Origin of the sequence: Streptomyces sp. NPDC057877, assembly GCF_042796855.1 — a bacterium.
In the GTDB taxonomy this organism is placed as follows: Bacteria; Actinomycetota; Actinomycetes; order Streptomycetales; family Streptomycetaceae; genus Streptomyces.
The window spans coordinates 21,929-43,100 of the sequence record NZ_JBHVMS010000015.1 but is presented as its reverse complement, the minus strand read 5'-3'; the positions used below and the strand labels follow the sequence as shown (position 1 = coordinate 43,100).

21 protein-coding genes are annotated in these 21,172 nt (G+C 73.5%); 4 read left to right on the top strand and 17 right to left on the bottom strand.

Annotation, left to right across the window (positions count from 1 at the left end):
* Positions 1 to 4: 4 nt before the first annotated feature.
* The 6 genes from ACFVQG_RS35710 to sigJ form a co-directional block, all read right to left on the bottom strand.
* On the bottom strand, positions 5 to 1,555 hold the full coding sequence (locus ACFVQG_RS35710) for an FAD-dependent oxidoreductase (protein ID WP_383391901.1): 1,551 nt from the start codon (positions 1,553 to 1,555) through the stop codon (positions 5 to 7).
* A complete protein-coding gene (locus ACFVQG_RS35705; RefSeq protein WP_383391898.1) occupies positions 1,552 to 2,289 on the bottom strand; it encodes a methyltransferase domain-containing protein in 738 nt (245 codons plus the stop codon). The genes ACFVQG_RS35710 and ACFVQG_RS35705 overlap by 4 nt, the downstream gene beginning before the upstream one ends.
* Positions 2,286 to 3,500: a lycopene cyclase family protein gene (locus ACFVQG_RS35700; protein ID WP_383391895.1), complete on the bottom strand. Its 1,215-nt coding sequence runs from the start codon at positions 3,498 to 3,500 to the stop codon at positions 2,286 to 2,288. Before ACFVQG_RS35700 ends, ACFVQG_RS35705 begins: the two co-directional genes overlap by 4 nt.
* Entirely contained in the window at positions 3,497 to 3,715 is a 219-nt protein-coding gene (locus ACFVQG_RS35695; protein ID WP_383391892.1) for a hypothetical protein, read from the bottom strand. Before ACFVQG_RS35695 ends, ACFVQG_RS35700 begins: the two co-directional genes overlap by 4 nt.
* A gap of 184 nt (positions 3,716 to 3,899) precedes the next feature.
* A complete protein-coding gene (locus ACFVQG_RS35690; protein WP_383391889.1) occupies positions 3,900 to 4,436 on the bottom strand; it encodes a Dps family protein in 537 nt (178 codons plus the stop codon).
* 355 nt (positions 4,437 to 4,791) lie between these two features.
* Entirely contained in the window at positions 4,792 to 5,724 is a 933-nt protein-coding gene (gene sigJ, locus ACFVQG_RS35685) for an RNA polymerase sigma factor SigJ (RefSeq protein WP_383391884.1), read from the bottom strand.
* Positions 5,725 to 5,950: 226 nt separating this feature from the next.
* Here sigJ and wrbA point away from each other — a divergent pair, with 226 nt between their 5' ends.
* Positions 5,951 to 6,562, top strand: a complete 612-nt coding sequence (wrbA, locus tag ACFVQG_RS35680) for an NAD(P)H:quinone oxidoreductase (protein WP_383391882.1) — start codon at positions 5,951 to 5,953, stop codon at positions 6,560 to 6,562.
* Between the two features lie 128 nt (positions 6,563 to 6,690).
* The gene (locus ACFVQG_RS35675) at positions 6,691 to 7,146 is read left to right on the top strand and encodes an OsmC family protein (RefSeq protein WP_383391879.1); all 456 of its coding nucleotides are present in this window, start codon (positions 6,691 to 6,693) and stop codon (positions 7,144 to 7,146) included.
* Between the two features lie 6 nt (positions 7,147 to 7,152).
* Here ACFVQG_RS35675 and ACFVQG_RS35670 read toward each other — a convergent pair whose 3' ends face one another.
* Entirely contained in the window at positions 7,153 to 7,731 is a 579-nt protein-coding gene (locus ACFVQG_RS35670; protein ID WP_383391876.1) for a rhodanese-like domain-containing protein, read from the bottom strand.
* 78 nt (positions 7,732 to 7,809) lie between these two features.
* Here ACFVQG_RS35670 and ACFVQG_RS35665 point away from each other — a divergent pair, with 78 nt between their 5' ends.
* On the top strand, positions 7,810 to 8,097 hold the full coding sequence (locus ACFVQG_RS35665) for a metal-sensitive transcriptional regulator (RefSeq protein ID WP_383391871.1): 288 nt from the start codon (positions 7,810 to 7,812) through the stop codon (positions 8,095 to 8,097).
* 18 nt (positions 8,098 to 8,115) lie between these two features.
* Here the strand turns inward: ACFVQG_RS35665 and ACFVQG_RS35660 are convergent, their stop codons facing one another.
* From ACFVQG_RS35660 to ACFVQG_RS35620, 9 genes are all read right to left on the bottom strand, one after another.
* Positions 8,116 to 8,856 carry a sulfite exporter TauE/SafE family protein gene (locus ACFVQG_RS35660; RefSeq protein ID WP_383391869.1) on the bottom strand — a complete coding sequence of 247 codons (741 nt, stop codon included), beginning with the start codon at positions 8,854 to 8,856 and terminating at the stop codon, positions 8,116 to 8,118.
* Entirely contained in the window at positions 8,853 to 9,218 is a 366-nt protein-coding gene (locus tag ACFVQG_RS35655) for a rhodanese-like domain-containing protein (protein WP_383391866.1), read from the bottom strand. The genes ACFVQG_RS35660 and ACFVQG_RS35655 overlap by 4 nt, the downstream gene beginning before the upstream one ends.
* A complete protein-coding gene (locus ACFVQG_RS35650) occupies positions 9,215 to 10,585 on the bottom strand; it encodes a rhodanese-like domain-containing protein (protein ID WP_383391863.1) in 1,371 nt (456 codons plus the stop codon). Before ACFVQG_RS35650 ends, ACFVQG_RS35655 begins: the two co-directional genes overlap by 4 nt.
* 121 nt (positions 10,586 to 10,706) lie before the next feature.
* Positions 10,707 to 11,474 (bottom strand): respiratory nitrate reductase subunit gamma, encoded by a 768-nt coding sequence (gene narI / locus ACFVQG_RS35645; protein WP_383391860.1) that lies wholly within the window; start codon positions 11,472 to 11,474, stop codon positions 10,707 to 10,709.
* Positions 11,471 to 12,130: a nitrate reductase molybdenum cofactor assembly chaperone gene (narJ, locus tag ACFVQG_RS35640; RefSeq protein ID WP_383391859.1), complete on the bottom strand. Its 660-nt coding sequence runs from the start codon at positions 12,128 to 12,130 to the stop codon at positions 11,471 to 11,473. The genes narI and narJ overlap by 4 nt, the downstream gene beginning before the upstream one ends.
* The gene (narH, locus tag ACFVQG_RS35635) at positions 12,127 to 13,797 is read right to left on the bottom strand and encodes a nitrate reductase subunit beta (RefSeq protein ID WP_383391857.1); all 1,671 of its coding nucleotides are present in this window, start codon (positions 13,795 to 13,797) and stop codon (positions 12,127 to 12,129) included. Before narH ends, narJ begins: the two co-directional genes overlap by 4 nt.
* 1 nt (position 13,798) lies before the next feature.
* On the bottom strand, positions 13,799 to 17,470 hold the full coding sequence (locus ACFVQG_RS35630) for a nitrate reductase subunit alpha (protein ID WP_383392191.1): 3,672 nt from the start codon (positions 17,468 to 17,470) through the stop codon (positions 13,799 to 13,801).
* A 178-nt stretch (positions 17,471 to 17,648) separates the two neighbouring features.
* Complete coding sequence (locus ACFVQG_RS35625; protein WP_383391855.1) at positions 17,649 to 18,122, bottom strand: hemerythrin domain-containing protein; 474 nt, start codon at positions 18,120 to 18,122, stop codon at positions 17,649 to 17,651.
* 45 nt (positions 18,123 to 18,167) lie between these two features.
* Complete coding sequence (locus ACFVQG_RS35620) at positions 18,168 to 19,421, bottom strand: nitrate/nitrite transporter (RefSeq protein ID WP_383391853.1); 1,254 nt, start codon at positions 19,419 to 19,421, stop codon at positions 18,168 to 18,170.
* Positions 19,422 to 19,698: 277 nt separating this feature from the next.
* On the opposite strand from ACFVQG_RS35620, the gene ACFVQG_RS35615 reads away from it, so the two are divergent.
* A complete protein-coding gene (locus ACFVQG_RS35615; protein WP_383391850.1) occupies positions 19,699 to 20,121 on the top strand; it encodes a pyridoxamine 5'-phosphate oxidase family protein in 423 nt (140 codons plus the stop codon).
* Positions 20,122 to 20,125: 4 nt separating this feature from the next.
* On the opposite strand, the gene ACFVQG_RS35610 is transcribed toward ACFVQG_RS35615, so the two are convergent.
* The gene (locus ACFVQG_RS35610; protein WP_383391848.1) at positions 20,126 to 21,097 is read right to left on the bottom strand and encodes an Acg family FMN-binding oxidoreductase; all 972 of its coding nucleotides are present in this window, start codon (positions 21,095 to 21,097) and stop codon (positions 20,126 to 20,128) included.
* Between the last annotated feature and the right edge of the window lie 75 nt (positions 21,098 to 21,172).

The following is a 21,172-nucleotide window of genomic DNA, read 5'->3' as shown; positions in this document are numbered from 1 at the left end:
CCGGTCAGGAGGACGGGCGGCGCCCGGCGACGGCCGCGAGCGCCCGCAGGACGGGGGAGCGTCCGGCGCGGGGGACGGTCCACAGCACCTGGCCGCGCACGCCCCGGTCGGCGAGCAGCGCGTTCGCCGCGAGGAAGCCGGTGGTGGCGGCACGTTCCATGAGGGCCACGGGCAGGTCGCAGCGGATGGCGTCACCGGCCAGCGTCAGCCAGGGGTGGGGGGTGCGTACGGTGGGGCGCCGGTGGTGGGAACCGACCGGGAAGAGCGGGCAGTCCGACCGCCACTCGTGCCGGGCGTCGACGACGCGCGCCTCGCGGGTCTCCGGGTACACCTGGTGCAGCCGGTCGACGAGCGTGTCCTGCACCTGTGTCGGTTCCGCGCCCGCGTCCACGGCGTAGGCGTGCAGTTCCACCACCGATCCCCCGGTCCGCGCGGCCCAGCGGGCGGCCTCACCCTCGTACCGTTCCAGGACGCTGATGTTGTCCAGCCCGCCGTAGCCGCTGGTGCCGAGGAACCCCGGGCGGTCGGCGTGCACCGGCCGGTCGAGCCAGAGCCGGGAGACGAGGAACGGCGGCGCGGTGCGCAGGGCGGCGACGGCGGCGCGCCAGCCGGAGGTGCCCAGGCCGGGTGACGCGTCGACGACCCGGCGCAGTCCCCCGGGGTCGAGGGCGAGCACCACGGCCTGGTGGTGGCCCGTGCCGGTGTCGGTGAGCACGTCCGCTCCGCCGTCGCCGGCGGGGAACACGCCGTGCACGGGCGTGCCGGTGCGAAGGTCGGCCCCGAGGCGCTGGAGGTAGTCGCCGAGGGGGTCCCAGAGCGCCTGGGGGAACGGCTCGCTCGGTACGTCGAAGAGCAGGCCCTCGGCCGAGCCGAGGAAGTAGATGTGGAACATCAGCAGCAGTTCGGCCGCGGACAGCTCGCGCGGGTCGGCGAAGAAGCTGCGCGAGAAGACCTCGAACGCCAGGTGGTGCGCGGCCTGCGGAAAGCGGACGCCTGCCAGGAAAGCGGTGGCGGTGACCTCGTCGAAGCGCTGGTACACCTCGGGTACGCGCACGTCGAGCAGGGGCAGTGCCGCGCGGGCGTCCAGGGCGGCGAGGTCGCGCCAGCCGAAGGTGGGGCTGAGGGCGACGAAGCCGAGCGCGCTGAACGGCGGTGTCCTCGGGACGCGGGCGAAGCTGTCCGTCAGGCCGCTGCTGTGCCGCAGGGGGTAGTCGGGCAGGGGGGTGAGCCGCGTGAGGGCGGGGTCGGTGCGGCGCAGTAGGCCGCGGAGGTTGTAGTACTGGCGGAAGAAGGCGTGGAAGCCGCGGCTCATGGTCGCCGGGGAACCGTCCGCCAGTCTGGTCCGCCTGCCGGAGAGCCGTCCGCCGAGCGGCTCCTCCTTCTCGTACAGGGTCACGCGGGCGCCGCGTTCGGCCAGCAGGGTGGCCGCCGCCAGACCGGCGATTCCGCCGCCGACCACCGCGACGGACGGTTCTTCCCCGCGCCGGAACCGGTCCCGGCCGGGTGCGGGCGGCAGTACTTCGGCCCTGCGGTCGCGGCCTCGGCGGGCGGTCACCGGGTGTGCTCCGGGGCCGGGGCCGGGGCCGGGCCTCGGCGAGCGAGGAAGGTGTGCACGATGCCCGTCTGCCACCCGGCCACGGGGGCCACGCGCACCGCTGTGAAACCGGCGCGGGTCAGGCGGGCGGCGAAGGCGGGGGCGGTGTCGAAGCCGGTGACACTGTGCCGGAGGTGCCGGTAGAGGGCGCGGTCGCCGGTGAGCGTGCCCGCGGGGATGACGATCCCTTGGCACACCGCCGTCCACAGCGCCCGGTGCACGCGCGAGCCGCTGAGGCTGTACTCGTGCACGGCGAGCCGTCCGTCCGGCCGCAGCAGGCTCCGGACGCTGCCGAGGACCGCGTCCGGGTCGGTGACGTTGCGGAACAGGTAGGCGGCGAAGACCGCGTCGAAGGGGCCCTCACCGCACGACGCGACCTCCTCGGCGGTCAGGTGCAGGAAGCGCACGCGGGCGGGCCACGGTTTGGCCAGGGCCCGGCGCAGCATGCCCGCCGACGCGTCGACCGCGGTGACGCGGGCCCGGGGGGCGGCTGCGAGCAGGGCCCGGGTGGAGGCGCCGGTGCCGCAGCCGAGGTCGAGGACGTGCAGTCCGGCGCCGTCGTCGGGGAGGCGGAGGCGGCGGGCCGAGCGCAGGAGGTCGGTGCGGTAGCCGGGGTTCAGGGAGGTCAGCCGGTCGTAGGTGTGGGCGGCGTGGTCGAAGGCGCGGGCCAGGTCGTGGTCGCGCAGCAGGCTCATCGGTGGTGTGCTCCGTTTCTCGGGAGGGGCCGGGAGCGGCGGGGCAGGAAGGGCAGTTCGGCCGCCGTGCGCAGCATCGGCCGCACCGGGGTGCGCAGGCCGATGCCCCACTCCTCGCGAAGTGAGGTGGCGCCGTCGAGGAAGCGCAGCAGACGCTCGGCCGGGACGCGGCGGAACAGGTCGGTGAAGAAGGCGGGGCCGTCGATCCGCCCGGTGTCCAGGGCGCGCAGCAGGATCGCGTCCATGGCCAGGGCCCGTCGCCCGTGGGGGGCGGGGACTCTTCCGTGCCCCTCGCGCAGCCCGTCGGCGATGGCCCTGCTCTGCCGCTGCACCGCGGCGAAGGTGTAGCCGGTGGCGGGACGGGTGGCGCCGCCCGCGGTGCCGATGCGGAAGACGGCGGGACCGGTCCGGTGCGGAAAGCGGGCGTCGGTCATGAGGATGGCCCCCTGCTCCGTCCGCTCCACGGTGAGCGCGCCGAGCGCGAGCGTGTCGCGGCAGTAGTGGCGGAGTGCCGCCTCGTACGCCTCGGTGGTCAGCGGGGTGCCGGAGAACTGGGTGTACTCCACGAGCGCGCGGTCCGGGGCGAGCGGCAGGACGTACCCGAAGGCGAGCCCGTGTGCGGGCTGGGGCACCCGGAAGTCCATCAGCTCGGCTACGGCCGGGTCGAACCGTGCGGTGTCGGTGCGGACGAACCAGCCGCGGAAGTGCTGGAGCAGCTGGGTCCGGGCCGGTGGCGGTACGCGCGGCGGCCGTGAGTCGAAGACGCGCCGGGCGCGCAGCGTCAGGGACCGGCCCCCGGGCAGCGTGCAGCGCACCTCCGCGCCGCCGGGCACGCCGCGCACCGCTTCCGCCGTCGCGCGCAGGAGACGCCCGCCGTCCGACCGGGCCAGGCGCCCGTGGACCAGCCGCTCGAAGTCGGTCGAGCGGACCATGCGGTAGGTGAACGGGGCCGGGTCGACGGTGACCGGCCGCCCGTCGGGGCCGTGCAGGCGCAGCCGGGACCAGGAGGCGCTGACGGCCTCGTCGAGGCCGTCGTCGCCCTCGCCCCAGTAGCACCAGGTCCGCTCCGCCGGGCGCAGCGGGCCGTCCGGCGGCTCGATGACGGTCACGGTGGCGGCGCCGGTCTGCGTCAGCCGGTGCGCGAGGCCGAGACCGGCCGCGCCGCCACCCACGACGAGCACGTCCGAGACCTCGGCGGAGTGCGCTGTCACCGGGCGCGCCGTTCGACGACGGGAGTTTGGTCCGGGTCCGGGCGCACCAGCTCGGTGCCCGCCACCGGGCGATGGGCGAAGCCGGTGCCGAGATGCCCCGGCCGGATCTCCACAGCCCCGGCTCCGGCGCGTCCGGCGAGGGCCACCCGCGCGCCCCGCCCGGCCACTTCGGCGGTCGCACCGGGTACCAGGACCCGGGCATCAGTCAGTTCCACGCTCACCCCCGGACACGGACGACCAGCTCATCGGCTCGTCCCTGCTTCACCGCCGGGGCCGTCGGCGGATGCACCCCGCGCGGCCCGTCTCCGGCCGCCGCCTCGTACCCGAGCGCGGGGCCACGGCGGAGCCGGTGCTCACCCGCTCTGGCGGCCAGCGTCCTTCGCGTCCGTCGGTCGCGGGTCAGGGCTGGTCGCGGGCCTGGTCGGCGGCCTGTGCGGCGGCGCCGGTCTCCGTGGTGGCGCCGCGCGTGCTGAGCCTGCCGCCACTGGACTCCAGGTGGGCGCGGACGAACCACTGGAAGAGTTCCAGTTCGCGCAGTTGCTCGATGAGCATGTCCTGGGTGACGGGGTCGGACGTCTCGGTCGCCTGCATCGCCTCGCGATGGTCCTGGATGACGGCCGTGTACACGAGGTCGAGCGCGCCGAGGTGCTCGATCGACTCGGCGCGGCCGATGGAGTAGTCGTTCCAGGTCCGGTCGCTCACCAGCGCGCCGGGGGTGCCGTTGGGCTCTCCGCCCAGGGTGGAGATGCGCTCGGCGACGTCGTCGGTCATGCCGCGCACCTTGTCCACCTGGGGGTCGAGCATCTCGTGGACCGCGATGAAGTGCGGTCCGACGACGTTCCAGTGGATGTGCTTGAGAGTGAGGTGGAGGTCGTTGAGGGAGTGCAGGCGCATTTGCAGCATGCCGATGATCTGCTGGCTGTCCTGCGTGCTCATCCCGGGCACGGTGTAGGAGAGGTCCGAACGCTCTGGCGGCACGGCGGGGGCTCCTCGCTGGTCTGATGACGGGACGTTCAGACAAGCAGGCTTTCGGGCTGCCGCGCTCCTTCGACGGCCCACGTCGCCCGGTTGTCACCGGTGTGGAGCAGACCGGAACATCCCGCCGCGAGGACGGCCCCACCACCGCGATCAGGCCGCCGCCCCGAGTTCCGCGGTGTCCAGGACGTGATCGCCCGGAGCCGGTGAAGCGTACTGACCCGTGATCAGGACCCTCAGGGCGCGGGCTCGGCCGAAGCGCTCCGAGATGCCCGAACGCCTGTGGGGCGTCTCCCTCCGGGACGTCCGACGCGGGTCACAGCCACGGACCGAGCTTCGCAGGGTTGAGTACCGCCCAGACGCGTCTGATGCGGTCGTCGGTGACGTCGAAGGCCATCACCGTCACCGTGACGCCGTCGATCTGGGCGGCCAGGCCGGGCTGGCCGTTGACCGTGCGTTCCAGGAGGGCGAGGCCCGCCGCCGCGCTCGCGCGGTCGATGAAGAAGCGGGCTATCTGATCGGCGCCGTTGAGGGGGCGGCGTATTCCGCGGACGAGGCCGCCGCCGTCGGCGGTGGCGGTGGCGTCGGGGGCCAGGACGTCGATGAGGGCGTCGATGTCACCGGCCTCCCAGGCCATTTTGAAGGCGCGGATGATGTCGGCGCGGTGGGCGGCCGGGTGGGTGGAGGGGCGGGCGACGCGGACGCGGCGGCGGGCCGACGAGGCCAGTTGGCGGCAGGCCGCGGGGGTGCGGCCGACGATCTCCGCTATCTCGGCGAAGGGGTAGCGGAAGACGTCGTGCAGGACGAAGGCGACGCGCTCGGCCGGTGTCATGGACTCGAGGACGACCAGCAGGGCCATGTCGACCGACTCGTCCAGGGTGACCCGGTCGGCGGGGTCGGCCGTGGTGCCGCCCCACTCCGCCCGGTCGGGCAGTGGTTCCGGGATCCACGCGCCGACGTAGCGCTCCCGTCTGGCCCGTGCCGAGCCGAGCAGGTCGAGACAGATCCGGCCCGCGACGGTCGTCAGCCAGGCGCCGGGGGACTCGATGGCCTGCCGTTGCCGAGCGGACATGGCGTACCAGCGGGCGTAGGTCTCCTGGACGACGTCCTCGGCCTCGGCCAGGGAGCCCAGGAGGCGGTAGCCGAGATTGAGCAGTTGCTGGCGCTCGCTGATGATCGCGCTCAGGGCCGGGTCGACACGGGCCGACGGCCCGAGTTCGTTGTCTCCCGGCGCGGGTGGGGTGGTCACGGTGTCGCGGCTCCCTCGGTCGTGTCGCTCGGCTTGTGCCCTTTGTGCTGTTTTTCCCTGGCCTTGTTCCTCGGTTCTGTCCGGTGGCGCATCGCCCTCCCCTACGACGAAACAGGGGCGAGGAATGTGACATCGACCGTCGCCTCACATTCCGGGCGGTTGTGTCGTCGTACTCCTGAGTAAGGCCTGAACTCGCCTGACACCCACGCGATATGAGGAGACCGACATGACATCCGTGAACGTCGCGATCATCTACTACAGCGCCACCGGCACCGTCCACGCCCTGGCCGAGGCCGCCGCCGCTGGTGCGGAGAAGGCCGGTGCGCATGTGCGGGTGCGGCGGGTGGCCGAGACGGCACCGGCCGCGGCGGTCAGCGCCAACCCGAAGTGGCAGCGGCACCTCGAGGACACCGTCGACATCCCCGACGCGAGCCTCGACGACCTGGACTGGGCCGACGCGGTGCTGTTCGGTACGCCCACCCGGTTCGGGAACCCGGCGAGCCAGCTCAGAGCGTTCATGGACACGACCGGCCCACTGTGGTTCGCGGGCAGACTCGCGGACAAGGTGTACTCGGCGTTCACCGCCTCCAACACCGCCCACGGCGGACAGGAGTCCACCCTCCTCGCGCTGGGCAACACGTTCTACCACTGGGGCGGCATCATCGTGCCGCCCGGCTACACCGACCCCATCCAGTTCCGTTCGGGCAACCCCTACGGCACCTCCCACGTCGCCGGTGACGGCGCGCCCGGTGAGGTGGCCCTGCTGGCGGCGCGGCACCAGGCCTGGCGCGTGGTGGAGACCGCCGCGGCGCTCAAGGTGGGCCGGGCCGCGGCCTGACGGTGTGCCCGGCGGGGCGGGGAGGGCCCCACCGGCCCTCTTCCGCACCCCGCTCGGCCCCTCCCGTGGGGACCTCACCGGGAGTCGACTTGAGGGGTGAGCGAGAGACTGGGAAAAGAGGTCGGGCCATGACGGGCACCGCCGCGCAGGACGGCCACCGCAGGGTGGGACGGCAGGGGGACCAGGCACACCGCCTGGAGGTCACGCATGTCGACGGCGACGCCTACGCCGTCGACGTCCGGGGGCACCGGGTGCTGGTCGACCAGCCCCTGGACGTGGGCGGGACGGACACCGCGCCCACGCCCGTCGAGCTGTTCGCCGCCTCCCTGGCCACCTGTGTCGCCTTCTACGCGGGGCGTTATCTGCACCGGCACGGGCTGCCGCGCGCGGGGTTGCGGGTGCGTTCGGAGTTCACCATGGCCGCCGACCGGCCCGCCCGGGTCGCCGCGCTGCGGGTGGTGGTGGAGCCGCCGCCCGGACTCGACGAGCGGCGGCGGGCGGGACTGCTGGCCGTGGCCTCGCACTGCACGGTGGACAACACCCTCAGGCAGCCGCCCGCCGTCGGCGTCGAGCTGGCGGACTGAGGCCGCTCAGCGCCCGCGCAGGGCCGAAAGGGCGGCGTCCAGGTCGGCCTTGCGCGGGCGGTTGTGCGGCAGCTTGCCGAGGAGTGCCGCCATGCCGCAGGTGTTGGTGAGCGCGGAGAAGACCAGGCCGCCCGCGATGCCCGCCGCGAGGAGCTGGAAGGCCGGGTGCAGGGCGAGGCCGAGGACGAGGCCCAGCAGGACCAGCGTGCCCGCCGTGCAGCGGACCTGGCGTTCCATGGTCCAGGTGGCGCGGGCGGCCGGGCGGTGCAGGTCGCGCCCCGCGGCGGCCCAGGCGCCGGTGCCGCCCGCGAGGGTGGCGGTGGCGATGCCCTGCCCGGCCAGCAGCTCGCAGGCGCTCTCCGAGCGGGCGCCGGAGGCGCAGACGACGAGGATCTCGCCGTGTTCGGCCGCGTGCCGGATCTCCGGCAGGGCCGAGCGCAGGTGGTCCAGGGGGATGTTCAGGGCGCCGGGCAGATGGCCCGAGGCATACTCGGCTGGGGTGCGGACATCGATCACCGTGAACTCGTGCAGGCGGCTGCCCGCCTGGTCGGTGCCGAGCGTCGCGGGGGTGGGGAGGTTCGTCATGGGTGCGGTCCTTCATGGTCGACGTCGGTCCCAAACGGGACGTACAGTACCCCTAGGGGTATTTTATGAGGAGTGATCGTGGAGCTTGAGCTTGCGGGTGCGGATCTGAAGGCCGTGCTGAACCGGCTGCGCCGCGCACAGGGTCAGATCTCCGGTGTGATCCGGATGATCGAGGAGGGCCGTGACTGCGAGGACGTCGTGACTCAGCTCGCCGCCGCCTCACGCGCCCTCGACCGGGCCGGGTTCGCGATCATCGCCACCGGCCTCCAGCAGTGTGTGTCGGACATCGAGTCCGGGCGGAAGAACGGCGAGGACACCGAGGCGATGCGCGCCCGGCTGGAGAAGCTGTTCCTGTCGCTGGCGTGAGCCCGGCGCACGGGGCCCTCACAGCACCGCCTCCGCCAGCATGAAGACGGCCAGCGCGAGGAGGACGAGCGCGAAGGCCCGCTGCAGCGTGCCGCCCGAGACCTTCGCGGCCAGGCGTTTCCCGTCCCTCGCGCCCAGGATCGCCGCCCCGGCGAACGGGCCGATGACCGTCCAGTCCAGTGCGCCGACCGTGCCCGCCCGCGTCGCCAGCGCGGCCAGCGAGTTGACGGTGATGACCAGCAGACTGGTGCCCACCGCCGCCCGCATCCGCAGGCCGACCACCCCCACCAGCGCGGGTACGGCGAGAAAGCCGCCGCCGACGCCCAGCACGCCGGTGACACCGCCGAGGCCCGCCCCCGCGGCCACCGCCCGCCCCGGGCGCACCCGCGCGACGGGTTCCGGGGTGGTCCGCAGCATGTGCACGGCGGCCACCGCCGCGACCCCCGCGAACGCCGCCGTCAGCAGCGCCGCCGGGACCCGCGCCGCGAGCGCGCCGCCCAGCATCGCCGGGCCGATCCCGGCCGCCGCGAACAGCAGCCCCGTACGCCAGCGGACCTGGCCGTCGCGGGCGTGCGCGGCGAGCGCGGTCACGGAGGTGAGCGTGACGATGACCAGGCTCGCGGTGGTGGCCGCGGCCGGGGTGAGGCCGAGCGGGTAGATCAGGGCGGGGACGGCCAGCACACTGCCGCCGCCCCCGAGCGCGCCGAGCGCCAGACCGACCAACGCCCCGGCGGTCAGGGCGAGGAACAGCACACTCACGCGACGGCGCCTCTCCCACCGCGTGCGTCGACCACCGGCAGCCCGGCCACGGCCCACGCCTCCATGCCGCCGATCACGTCCACGGCCCGCGCGCCACGGGCGGTGAGCAGTTCGACGGCCTGCCGGGACCGGTTGCCCGAGCGGCAGATCACGACCAGCGGCACGGCCTGCGCCTGGGCGGGCAGCGGGGCGCCCGTGACCAGCGCGGACAGGGGCAGGTGTACGGCTCCGGGGGCGTGGCCCGCCTGCCACTCGTGCGGTTCGCGGATGTCCAGCAGGACCGCGCGCGCACCCCGGGGGCCGGTGGACTCGGCGGCCTCCTGGACGGTGACGCGGCCCGCGACGGGGGGTCGGGCGCTCATGCCGTCAGCCCCGCCGCCACCGCCGACTCGAAGGAGTCGTCCACGGCTACGACGTCCCGACCGGCCGCGTCCAGCAGCGAGGCGGCGATGGCGGCGCGCATCCCGCCCGCGCAGTGCACCCACACCTCACCCTCGGGTATCTCGCCGAGGCGGCGGTGCAGGGTGTGGACGGGGATGTGGACCGAGCCCTCGATGTGTCCACCGCTCGCGCGCTCGGCGGCGCGCCGGACGTCCAGGACCACCACGCCCGCCGCGCCCGCCGCGCCCGCCCGGTCGGCGAGGTCGGCGAAGGCGGCGCGGCGGAAGGCGGCCGGGGTCTCCCCCGGGCGCAGCCAGTCGGCCGGGGAGCCGGTGGCCGCGGCGGCGGGGCGGTCGATGCCCACCCGGGCCAGTTCGCGCTGCGCGGCGGCGAGTTGGGCGGTCGACTCGGCGAGCAGGGTGACCGGCTTGCCCCAGGGGATCAGCCAGGCGAGGTAGGTGGCGAGCTGTCCCTCGGCCTCGAAGTTGAACGAGCCGGACACATGCCCCTCGGCGAAGGCGACGCGATGACGCAGGTCCACCACCCACTCCCCCGCGGCCAGCCGGGCGGCTATCTCGTCGGCGTCGGCGATGGCGGGCGGGGTGAGGTCGACGGGGGCGGGGCCCGCGGCGTTGGCCGGGCCCATGTGGGCGTAGTAGGCGGGGATGTCGTCGAGGGCGGCCAGCAGGTCGGCGACGAAGGTGTCCACGTCGCGGGTGAGGGCGTCGTTGGACGCCTTCTCCCTGCCGATGGTCGTGGCGTCGCCCTCCGCCTGGGCGGACGAGCAGAAGCTGCCGAAGCCGTGCGTGGGCAGGACCGCCGTCCGCTCGGGCAGTTCGGCGGCCAGCCGGTGCGCGGAGGCGTGCTGGGCACGGGCGAGGTGCTCGGTCAGGCGCGGCTCGACGAGGTCGGGGCGGCCGACGGTGCCGATCAGCAGGGAGCCGCCGGTGAAGACGGCGACGGCCGTGCCGTTCTCCTCCAGCACGTAGGCGGTGTGGTGCGGGGTGTGTCCGGGCGTCGCCATGGCGCGCAGGGTCAGGGCGGCGGCGGGGTCGACGTCCGCGCGGTCGCCGTCGTGGACGGGGGTGCGGGCGAAGGAGACCCGGGCCCCGGCGGGCACCCGGTAGGCGGCACCGGTGAGGCGGGCCAGTTCCAGGCCGCCGGTGACGTAGTCGTTGTGGACGTGGGTCTCGACGACCTGGGTGATGCGCACACCGCGCCGGGCGGCGGCCGCGATCACCTGGTCGACGTCGCGGGGCGGGTCGACGGCCACCGCCGTCCGCTCACCGCCCGCCAGATAGCCGCGGTTGCCGAGCCCTGCCACCTCGATCGTGTCGACGAAGAACACGAGGTACTCCCTTCCAGCGAAGCTTTTACCCCAGGGGGTATGTCTTCGACGGTAGCACGAGTACCCCGGGGGGTATTCCGAAGGGCCGGAGGACCCCTGGACACGACCCCCGCGGACGCTGTCAGCCGACGCGCTCCCAGCCACGCCGCGGCGGGCGGGTGCCCAGCCGGGTGTCACGGCTGCGGTAGACGATGTACGGCCTGGTCAGATAGCCGATCGGCGCGGTGAGCATGTGCACGAGCCGGGTGAACGGCCAGAACGCGAACAGCAGCAGGGCGCTGATGGCGTGCAGCTGGAAGAGCACCGGGGCCCCGGTCATCCGGTCCGGGTCGGGCTGGAAGGCGAAGATCGAGCGGAACCAGAGCGACACCGTCTCGCGGTAGTCGTAGCCGCCCCCGACGATGTTCGCGGCGACGGTCGCCGCCAGCCCGAGGCCGATGGTCACCACGAGCGAGAGGTACATCGCCTTGTCGTTGCGGGTGGTCGCGGAGAACACCGGTCCGACGGTGCGGCGGCGGTAGATGAGAATGGCCGCGCCGCCCAGGGTGCACACGCCCGCGAGGGTGCCGAGGACGACCGCGGTGACGTGGTACGTGTGCTCGCTGATCCCGGCGGCCTCGGTCCAGCTCTTGGGGACGACCAGGCCGCCGATGTGACCGATGAGCACGACGAGGATGCCGAAGTGGAACAGCGGGCTGCCGATGCGCAGCAGCCGGTTCTCGTACAGCTGGGAGGAGCGGGTGGTCCAGCCGAACTTGTCGTAGCGGTAGCGCCAGACGTGGCCGAGGACGAAGACGGCGAGGACGACGTAGGGCAGGACGACCCAGAGCAGGACGCCGCCCGTGCCGGTCTCGGCCGCCGTGGTGAGCAAGCGGGCGGGTGCGGTCATCGAGTGCCTCCCGGAAAGGCGGGGTCGGGCAGGAACTGCGGGTACGGGGTGCGGCCGACCTCCTCCTCGGGCGGCCCCCCGGCGGCCAGCCGGGCGACCGCTTCCCGGTCGTCGCCCGCCAGCGCGGGCAGGGTCGCCGAGACGGAGGCCAGGACCGCCGCCCACGGGGAGCCGTCGTCCGCCAGGGCCAGCCGCAGCAGCTCCAGGCCCGCCCGGTGCCCGGTGAGCAGCCCGTGCCCGACGGCGGGTTCGGCGGCGGCGAACTCCAGGACCACGGCGAGGTGGTCGGGCAGTTCGTCGTCGGCCAGCCGCCAGCCCGCGGCGGCGTAGGTCTGCTTGAGCCGGAGCAGGGCGAGACCGCGCTTACGGGTGTCGCCGTGGCCGTAGTAGGTCAGATACGGGCAGCAGCGCTTGCGGTGGTCGAAGGTGGCCACGTACGCCGCCGCCAGGTCGTCGGCCGGGGTGGCCTCGACGTCCGTGAGGAAGGCGAGCAGGGGCTGACGGACCGGGGCGGGCAGCGCGGGTGCCGCCCGGTGGGCCAGCGCCAGGCGGGCCGGGAAGTCGTCGTCCGGGTAGCCGAGCAGCAGGGACTGCGTCTGCCAGGCGTACGGGTGCCAGGGCTGGGGGCGGGCGGGGCGCGGGTTCCTGCGCTTCATGTCCTGGGGTCCTCGTCGTCCGCGGCGGGCGGGAACATGCCGGGTGGGGAGCCCTTGCCGTCCCAGTTGAGCAGGTTGACGCGGGTCTCCTTGTCGACCGGCGCGGCGGGGGTCTCGGAGGTCTGCCGGTCGCGCAGCGCCCGGAAGTTCTCCACGGCGATCGGCGCGGCGCCGCCCGAGGCCTCGCCGAAGGGCCCGGAGCCGCCCATGCCGGGGCCGCCCTCGTAGTCGAGGCTGCACTCGGTCGCCGACTCCTCCAGGCGGTGGGCCTGTTCGGCGTGCGCGGGCGGGATGACGTACCGCTCGTCGTACTTGGCCAGCGCCAGCAGCCGGTACATGTCGTACATCCGCTCACCGGTCATGCCGACGGACTCCGGGATGGCGTCGTCGGGTTCCCTGCCGAGGTTGATGTCGCGCATGTAGGAGCGCATGGCGGCCAGGCGGCGCAGCACGGCGTCGACGGGGGCGGGGTCGCCCGCGGTGAACAGCTGGGCGAGGTAGTCGACGGGGATGCGCAGGGCGTCGACGGCGGCGAAGAGGTTGCGGTGGTCCTCCGCGTCGTGGCCGGTGCCGCGGACGGCGTCGACGACCGGGGAGAGCGGCGGGATGTACCAGACCATGGGCAGGGTGCGGTACTCGGGGTGCAGCGGCAGCGCCACCTTGTAGGTGTTGATCAGCGCGTGGATCGGGGAGCGCTGGGCGGCCTCGATCCAGTCGCGGGGGATGCCGGACCGCTCGGCCGCCTCGATGACGTCGGGGGCGTGCGGGTCGAGGAAGACCTGCCGCTGGGCCTCGTAGAGGTCGGTGTCGTCGGGCGCGGAGGCGGCCTCGAGCACCTTGTCGGCGTCGTAGAGGACCAGGCCGAGGTAGCGCAGGCGGCCGACGCAGGTCTCGGAGCAGACGGTGGGCAGGCCGACCTCGACGCGCGGGAAGCAGAAGGTGCACTTCTCGGCCTTGCCGGTGCGGTGGTTGAAGTAGACCTTCTTGTACGGGCATCCCGTCACGCACATCCGCCAGCCGCGGCAGCGGTCCTGGTCGACGAGGACGATGCCGTCCTCCTCGCGCTTGTAGATGGCGCCGGAGGGGCAGGAGGCCGCGCAGGACGGGTTGAGGCAGTGTTCGCAGATCCTCGGCAGGTAGAACATGAAGGTCTGCTCGAACTCGAATGTGACCTGCTCCGCGATGTCCCGCAGCAGGACGTCCTGGTCGCCGTGGTCGGCGGAGCCGCCGAGGCTGTCGTCCCAGTTGGCCGACCAGGAGATCTTCAGGTCCTTGCCGGAGATCAGGGACTTGGGGCGGGCGACCGGGGTGTGGTCCTGGAGCGGGGCGTTGGTCAGGGTCTCGTAGTCGTACGTCCACGGCTCGTAGTAGGCGTCCAGGGGCGGCAGTTCGGGGTTGGAGAAGATCTGGGCGAGCTTCTTGAACCGGCCGCCCGCCTTCAGCGCGAGCCGCCCGTGCTTGTTCAGCTCCCAGCCGCCCTTCCACCGCTCCTGGTCCTCGTAGCGGCGGGGGTAGCCCTGGCCGGGGCGGGTCTCGACGTTGTTGAACCACACGTACTCGACGCCGGTGCGGTTGGTCCACGCCTGTTTGCAGGTGACCGAGCAGGTGTGACACCCGATGCACTTGTCCAGGTTCATCACCATCGCCATCTGGCCCATCACGCGCATGTCAGTACGTCACCTCCTGGTTGGTGCGGCGGCGGACGACCGTGACCTCGTCGCGCTGGTTGCCGGTCGGGCCGAGGTAGTTGAAGGCGTACGACAGCTGCGCGTAGCCGCCGATCAGATGGCTCGGCTTGATCAGCAGCCGGGTCAGGGAGTTGTGGATGCCGCCGCGCAGACCGGAGGTCTCGGTGCGGGGCACGTCGATGAGGCGGTCCTGGGCGTGGTGCATGTAGACGGTGCCCTCGGGCATGCGGTGCGAGACGACGGCGCGGGCGGCGACCACGCCGTTGCGGTTGACCGCCTCGACCCAGTCGTTGTCGTGCACGCCGATCTTGGCCGCGTCCGGGGTGCTCATCCAGAGGGTGGGGCCGCCCCGGGACAGCGACAGCATGAACAGGTTGTCCTGGTACTCGGAGTGGATGGACCACTTGTTGTGCGGGGTCAGGTAGCGCACGGTGACGCCGAGTTCGCCGGTCTCCCCGACGCGGGGTTCGCCGAACAGGGCGTCCATCTGCAACGGGGGCCGGTAGACCGGGAGTTGTTCGCCGAGGGCGGCGATCCAGTCGTGGTCGAGGTAGAAGTGCTGGCGGCCGGTGAGGGTGTGCCAGGGCTTGTGCCGCTCGACGTTGACGGTGAACGGCGAGTAGCGGCGCCCGCCGGTCTCGGAGCCGGACCACTCCGGTGAGGTGATCACCGGGACGGGGGCGGCCTGGGTGTCGGCGAAGGTGATCCGCTTGCCCTCGTGCTCGGCGGCGAGGTCGGCCAGCCGGGTGCCGGTGCGGGCTTCCAGGGTGTGGAAGCCCTGTGTGGCGAGATGGCCGTTGGTGGTGCCGGACAGGGCGAGGATCGCCTCGCAGACCTGGGTGTCCCGGGCGATCGACGGCCGCCCGTCGGCCGCTCCCCCGCGGGCGGTGCCGTTCTTGTGCCGCAGGTACTCCAGTTCGCGGTCCAGCTTGAAGGTGACGCCCTTGGTGGTGGCGCCCAGGGTGTCCAGGAGCGGGCCGAGCGCGGCCATCTTGTCGGCCACGGCGCCGTAGTCGCGCTCGACGACGGCCAGCTTGGGCAGGGTGCGGCCGGGCACGGGCTCGCACTCGCCCGCCTTCCAGTCCCGGACCCTGCCGTGCGGGGTGGCCAGCGCGTCGGGGGTGTCGTGCAGCAGCGGGGCAGCCACCACGTCGGTACGGACGCCGAGGTGGCCGACGGCCTGGCGGCTGAACTCGCGGGCCAGGGTGTGGAAGGCGTCGAAGTCGGTGCGGGTCTGCCAGGGCGGGGCGATCGCCGGGTTGAAGGCGTGCACGTAGGGGTGCATGTCCGTGGAGGACAGGTCGTGCTTCTCGTACCAGGTCGCGGCGGGCAGGACGACGTCGGAGTAGACGGTGGTGCTGGTCATCCGGAAGTCCAGCGTGAGCAGCAGGTCCAGCTTGCCGACGGGTGCCTCCTCGCGCCAGGTGACGTCCCGGGGGCGGGCGCCTGGCGGCGCCTCGGTGGCGCGCAGCGCGGAGTCGGTGCCGAGCAGGTGCTTCAGGAAGTACTCGTTGCCCTTGGCGGAGGAGCCCAGCAGGTTGGCCCGCCACACGGTGAGCACGCGCGGGAAGTTCTCGGGGGCGTCGGGGTCCTCGCAGGCGAACCGCAGCCGCCCGGCCTTCAGTTCGGCCACCACGTGCTCGCCGACCGGGCGTCCGGCGGCCTCCGCCTCCCCGGCCAGGTGGAGCGGGTTGCGGTCGAAGGTCGGGTAGGACGGCATCCAGCCCAGCCGGGCCGACTGGGCGATGACGTCGGCGGTGGTCATCCCGGCGAAGGGGCCGCCGTCGGTTCCGGCGGCGGCGAGGGTGTCGGCGGAGAACGGGTCGTAGCGGAACTGGTCGCTGTGCAGGTACCAGTACGCCGTCTGGATCATCTGCCGCGCGGGGCGGTTCCAGTCGGCGGCGGTCGCGATCGCCGAGTAGCCGGTGATGGGGCGGACCTTCTCCTGGCCGACGTAGTGCGCCCAGCCGCCGCCGTTGACACCCTGGCAGCCGGTCAGCGTGGTCAGGGTGAGGAAAGCGCGGTAGATGGTGTCGGAGTGGAACCAGTGGTTGGTGCCCGCCCCCATGATGATCATCGACCGGCCCTTGGACTCCTCCGCGTTGGCGGCGAACTCCCGCGCGATCCGGGCCGCCCGGTCGGCCGCCACCCCGGTGACCGTCTCCTGCCAGGCCGGGGTGCAGGGCTCGGAGGCGTCGTCGTACGAGGCGGGCCAGCGGCCGGGCAGTCCGGCGCGGGCGACCCCGTACTGGGCCAGCAGCAGGTCGTACACCGTGGTCACCAGGCGTCCGGCGACCCGGCGCACCGGCACCCCGCGCGGTGTGCGTGCCGAGCCGTCGTCGAAGCGCGGCAGCTCCACCGTGACCGGGGGCTCGGCGGACCCCGCCGCGGACAGCAGCGGGTCGGTGGTGCCGAGGTCGAGGTTCCACTTCCCGGCGCCGGAGTCGGAGAAGCGGTCCCCGAGCGTGCCGTTGGGCACGACGGGCTCGCCGGTGGCCGCGTCCAGCAGGACGGTCCTGAACTCCGCGTTCTCTTCGGTCCCGTCGTCGCGGCCCAGGTCCGCGGCGGTGAGGAACTTGCCCGGTGTGTACGTGCCGGGCTCGCGCTCGTCGAGGGTGACCAGAAAGGGCAGGTCGGTGAACCGCTTGACGTAGTCGGTGAAGTACGGGGTGGCGCGGTCGACGAAGAACTCCTTGAGGATCACGTGCCCCATGGCCATCGCCAGCGCCCCGTCGGTGCCCGGCTGGGCGGACAGCCACTCGTCGGCGAACTTCACGTTGTCGGCGTAGTCGGGGGAGACCGCGACCACCTTCTGCCCCCGGTAGCGGGCCTCGGCCATCCAGTGGGCGTCCGGGGTGCGGGTCACCGGCAGATTGGAACCCCACATGATCAGATAGCCCGCGTCCCACCAGTCGCCCGACTCCGGTACGTCGGTCTGGTCGCCGAACACCTGCGGCGAGGCCACGGGCAGGTCGGCGTACCAGTCGTAGAACGACAGCATCACGCCGCCGAGCAGGGAGTAGAAGCGGGCGCCCGCGGCGTGCGAGACCATCGACATCGCCGGGATCGGGGAGAAGCCCGCGAGCCGGTCGGGGCCGTACTCCCTGATGGTGTGCACATGCGCGGCGGCGACCAGTTCGACGGCCTCCTGCCAGCTCGCCCGGACCAGGCCGCCCTTGCCGCGCACCGACTTGTAGCGGCGGGCGCGCTCGGGGTCGGAGACGATGTCCGCCCAGGCCGCCACCGGGTCGCCGAGCCGCTGTCTCGCCTCCCGGTACATCCGCAGCAGCTCCCCGCGCACATACGGGTAGCGGACCCGGGTCGGCGAGTAGGTGTACCAGGAGAACGCCGCCCCGCGCGGGCAGCCGCGCGGCTCGTACTCGGGGCGGTCCGGGCCGACCGACGGGTAGTCGGTCTGCTGGGCCTCCCAGGTGATGATGCCGTCCCTGACGTACACCTTCCACGAGCAGGAGCCGGTGCAGTTCACTCCGTGGGTGGAGCGGACCACCTTGTCGTGGGACCAGCGGTCCCGGTAGAACTCGTCCGCCTGCCGCCCGCCGCGCCGGTGCAGGGAGCGCAGGTCGTCGGAGACCTCGGCCCTGCTGAGGAACCGGCGCGAGCGCACCAGCGCCTCGGCCAGCTCGCCGTCCATGCCCGCCTGCCGTCGTCCCGCTGTCCGCGTGGCCACGGGGCCGCCCCTTCCCGGGCCCGTGCGGCCCCGTCGGTTGTGCCCATCCGTACCGCACGGGTCCGCGCCCCGCACGACAGGACGCCCGCCCGGCGTAAGGGGCGCGCCGGGCGGACGGGGTGGGTCGGGGGTGCGGCGGGGGTCAGGGCGACGGCTGCGGTACGGCGCTGCCCACCCGGGCGCGGACCGCCTCGACGGCCTCCCACTGGTCGGGGTCGAGGGTCGCCAGGGCGGCGGGGAAGACGCCGTCCTGCTCCTTGAGGATGTGCTCGCGCAACAGGGCGAGCGTGTCCATCAGACGCCCCGGCCAGGTCGCGTCCGCCAGGAAGGACCCCTCCGCCTCGGCCAGCACGGACTCGATGCGGCGGTGCTCGGCCTCGAGCGCGGCGATCTGCTCCGGGAACTCGGCGGCCATCGCGGGGAACAGGCCGCCCTCCTCCACCTGGGTGTGCGGGGTGAGCACGACGGTGATCTGCCGGGCCAGCTCGGCCATGCGGGCGATGCGACCGTCCCGGTACGCGTCACGCACGTGGGCGATGAGCCGGACGACCGTGTCGTGTTCCTGGGTGAGTTCATCGATCGTGGTCAGGGACTGGCAGCCGCAGTACTCACACATGGTGGGGGTCCTCCCCTGGGGGTTGGGTGGGTAGCGTGCGCGAGGTCAGCGGCCCGCGGAGACCGCGGTCGGGGGAACCCGGCGCCGGGCGACCGCATGGCGTACGCCCGTGCTGGTGAAGGCCAGGGCCGCCGCGGCGACCCCGGCGAGCAGCAGCAGGCCGACCGCGTAGCTGCCGAAGGAGCCGTACAGCGCGCCCATGACCAGCGGCGGGACGAAGCCGCCGAGGCCGCCCGCGGCGCCGACGATGCCGGTGACCGAGCCGACCTTGTTCGCCGGGGCGAGCAGGGCGACCAGGGCGAACACCGCGCCGCTGCCCGCGCCGAGCGCGGCGGCCATGGCGAGGAAGGCGATCGTGCCGATCGGCGCCAGCGACGGCGACGGGGACTGGGCGAAGGCCGCGACGAGCACCACGGCGAGCGAGGCGCCCAGTACCCGGACCGGGCCGAAGCGGTCCGACAGCCAGCCGCCGACCGGCCGCATCGCGACCGCGACCAGCACGAACCCGGCCATGCGGTTCGCGGCGTCCGCCTGCTCCAGGCCGTAGCCGGTCTTGAGGTAGGTGGGCAGGTAGACGGAGAAGGCGACGTACCCGCCGAAGGCGACCGCGTACAGGGCGGAGGCCTGCCAGGTGACGGTCAGGCGCAGGGTGGCGGCGAGGCGCTGGGTGAGCGGCTCGGTGGGCACGGTGCGGCCGGGGGCGTCCCGCAGCAGCAGCGCGGACACCACCGCGTACACGGCCAGCGCACCGGCGGTGATCAGGAACGGGGTGGCCATGCCCTGGGCGTCGACCAGCTTGACCGTGGTCAGGGCGCTGATCGCGGTGCCGCCCATGCCCACGCCGAAGATGCCGATCGCCAGACCGCGCCGCTCGGGCGGGAACCAGGCGTTGACCAGGGGCACGCCGACGGCGAAGGCGGTGCCGCCGATACCGAGGAAGAACCCTCCGGCCAGCAGCGCCGCCAGCGAGTCATGACCGGCGAGACCGAGGTAGAGGACGGGGAGGATGGTGGCCGCCGACACCAGCGGGAACATCACCCGACCGCCGAACCGGTCGGTGAGCGCGCCGACCGGGATCCGGCCGAGGGAGCCGACCACCACCGGCACCGCTACCAGGAGCGACTGCTCGAACGAGGACAGTTCCAGGGAGTCCTTGAAACGCGGACCGAGCGGGCTCAGCAAAGCCCACGCCCAGAAGTTGACGGCGAAACCGACCGTGGCCAGCGTCAGCATCAGCCAGGCCTGCCGGGACACTGGGGCCGCCGGTGTCTCGCTCTTGTTTCCAGACGGCTGGAGCATTCCGTCCGTCCCTTCCTTCTCGCGGTGAGCGGCGCCGGTGCGGGTGCGGGCGCCGCGGGCGCTCGGCGGCGCTGCGCCGTCCGTGGCCCGTAGTCACTATCGGCATCGCAATGGCCCGCTGAGGTGGGCCAACAGTCCTCATCACGGGGCCCGGCGGTCCCCGTTTCCGGCTACCGCGTCACCCGGGGCGGCGTTGTCGAAACGTCGGGACCCGGAGCACCGAAACAGGGCCGTTGGGCCCTAACGCGGCGATGGTCGGGCACGGGACGCTGGAGGGATGTTCGGCAACAACGGCTTCCGCGCGCTCGACCGCCAGGAATGTCTGCGCCTGCTGGCGAAGACCCCGGTCGGCCGCATCGTGTACACGCGGCAGGCGCTGCCCGCGGTCCTCCCGGTGAACTTCGCCCTCGACACGGACGGCGCGGTGGTGCTGCGCACCGGCGCCGACTCCGACCTCGTACGGGCCGTCGACGGCGTCGTGGTCGCGTTCGAGGTGGACGAGTACGACGCCGACGCGCAGTCCGGCTGGAGCGTGGTCGTCACCGGCCGCGCCGACGTGGTGACGGACGCCGCCGAACACGAACGCCTGACCAGGACCGGGCCGCGCTCCTGGGTGGCCAACCCGGACGGGGTCTTCGTCCGCATCGCCGCGGAGATCATCACCGGGCGGGAGATCACGGCTTCCCGCCCGGCGGGCTGAGCCCCTAGTCGTCCAGGTCGAGGGAGGCTCGCGGGGTGCGGGCGCCGTCCGGGCCGTAGCCGAAGCGGATCACCAGCTGGGGGGAGCAGCGGCGCTGGGGGAGGCGGGCCGCGGCGCGCAGGTCGGGCCACTCCATGACCTGGTGCAGCATCGAGGTCCGTACGCCGCGTGTGGTCGCGGTGAGCAGGACGCGCTCCAGGCCCTGTCCGGCGCGCAGCCAGTCCACCGGCCGGTCGTGGGCCGTCCACAGCAGGGCGACCTGGACGTGCCGCTCGAAGCGCAGGGCGGGCAGCCGCAGCGCGGGCAACGGGCCGGTGAAGTCCCGCATCGGCATCCGGCCCGCGGTGTCCTGCGGGCCGAGGGCCGTGACGGGGATGCCGTAGCCCAGGTGCGAACCGGGGGCGGTGATCCAGTTGCGGGTCTCGGCGGTACGGGACGCGAAGGCGCGGTTACGGGTCTCGGCCTCGGCGGTGAGGCGCAGCAGCCTGCGGGTGCGGGCGATGTCGGGTACGTAGAGCCGGGCGCCCTCGGCACGGGCGGCGGCGGCCAGGTCCATCACGACCGGTTCGGGCACCGGGCGGCCGGTGAACGGCATCCGGCTGGTGCGCCGCCGCGCGATGGCCGGGTACAGCCACCGCAGGTCCGGCAACTCCCCCGTCGCGGGCGTGAGTTGTACGGTCGCCAGCAGGTCGGCGTCGCCCCGGGGGTCGGGCAGCAGCCGGATGACCGGTTCCAGGCCCAGCTGGGCGACGGCGACGCGCAGGTTGAGCAGGGCGGCGCCCACGGAGAGGTACTGGGCGCGGTACATCGGGTCGGCCAGCGGCAGGGCCCGCCGTCGGTCCAGGCGCACCTGGAGCGTGCCGGTGACCGGGTCCATGGTGAAGCGCCACGGCTGCGTGTTGTGGATCGACGGTGCCGCCGCGGCCGCGGTCAGCACCGTCTCCAGCACGGTGGCGTCGATCTCCCGGGTCTGCATGGCGACTCCCTACTGTCCTGAAGTCCTCGATGACCTTCGACGACCCTCGATGACCTTCGCTGTGCGGCGCCGTCT

What these genes read in the sequence shown, in the direction of transcription:
- ACFVQG_RS35620 (WP_383391853.1), bottom strand. Translation starts at nt 19,421, where the DNA reads ATGCTCCAGCCGTCTGGAAACAAGAGCGAGACACCGGCGGCCCCAGTG.
- ACFVQG_RS35655 (WP_383391866.1), bottom strand. Translation starts at nt 9,218, where the DNA reads ATGAGCGCCCGACCCCCCGTCGCGGGCCGCGTCACCGTCCAGGAGGCC.
- ACFVQG_RS35615 (WP_383391850.1), top strand. Translation starts at nt 19,699, where the DNA reads ATGTTCGGCAACAACGGCTTCCGCGCGCTCGACCGCCAGGAATGTCTG.
- narJ (WP_383391859.1), bottom strand. Translation starts at nt 12,130, where the DNA reads ATGAAGCGCAGGAACCCGCGCCCCGCCCGCCCCCAGCCCTGGCACCCG.
- narH (WP_383391857.1), bottom strand. Translation starts at nt 13,797, where the DNA reads ATGCGCGTGATGGGCCAGATGGCGATGGTGATGAACCTGGACAAGTGC.
- ACFVQG_RS35610 (WP_383391848.1), bottom strand. Translation starts at nt 21,097, where the DNA reads ATGCAGACCCGGGAGATCGACGCCACCGTGCTGGAGACGGTGCTGACC.
- ACFVQG_RS35670 (WP_383391876.1), bottom strand. Translation starts at nt 7,731, where the DNA reads ATGACGAACCTCCCCACCCCCGCGACGCTCGGCACCGACCAGGCGGGC.
- ACFVQG_RS35705 (WP_383391898.1), bottom strand. Translation starts at nt 2,289, where the DNA reads ATGAGCCTGCTGCGCGACCACGACCTGGCCCGCGCCTTCGACCACGCC.
- wrbA (WP_383391882.1), top strand. Translation starts at nt 5,951, where the DNA reads ATGACATCCGTGAACGTCGCGATCATCTACTACAGCGCCACCGGCACC.
- ACFVQG_RS35630 (WP_383392191.1), bottom strand. Translation starts at nt 17,470, where the DNA reads ATGGACGGCGAGCTGGCCGAGGCGCTGGTGCGCTCGCGCCGGTTCCTC.
- ACFVQG_RS35675 (WP_383391879.1), top strand. Translation starts at nt 6,691, where the DNA reads ATGACGGGCACCGCCGCGCAGGACGGCCACCGCAGGGTGGGACGGCAG.
- narI (WP_383391860.1), bottom strand. Translation starts at nt 11,474, where the DNA reads ATGACCGCACCCGCCCGCTTGCTCACCACGGCGGCCGAGACCGGCACG.
- ACFVQG_RS35690 (WP_383391889.1), bottom strand. Translation starts at nt 4,436, where the DNA reads ATGAGCACGCAGGACAGCCAGCAGATCATCGGCATGCTGCAAATGCGC.
- ACFVQG_RS35625 (WP_383391855.1), bottom strand. Translation starts at nt 18,122, where the DNA reads ATGTGTGAGTACTGCGGCTGCCAGTCCCTGACCACGATCGATGAACTC.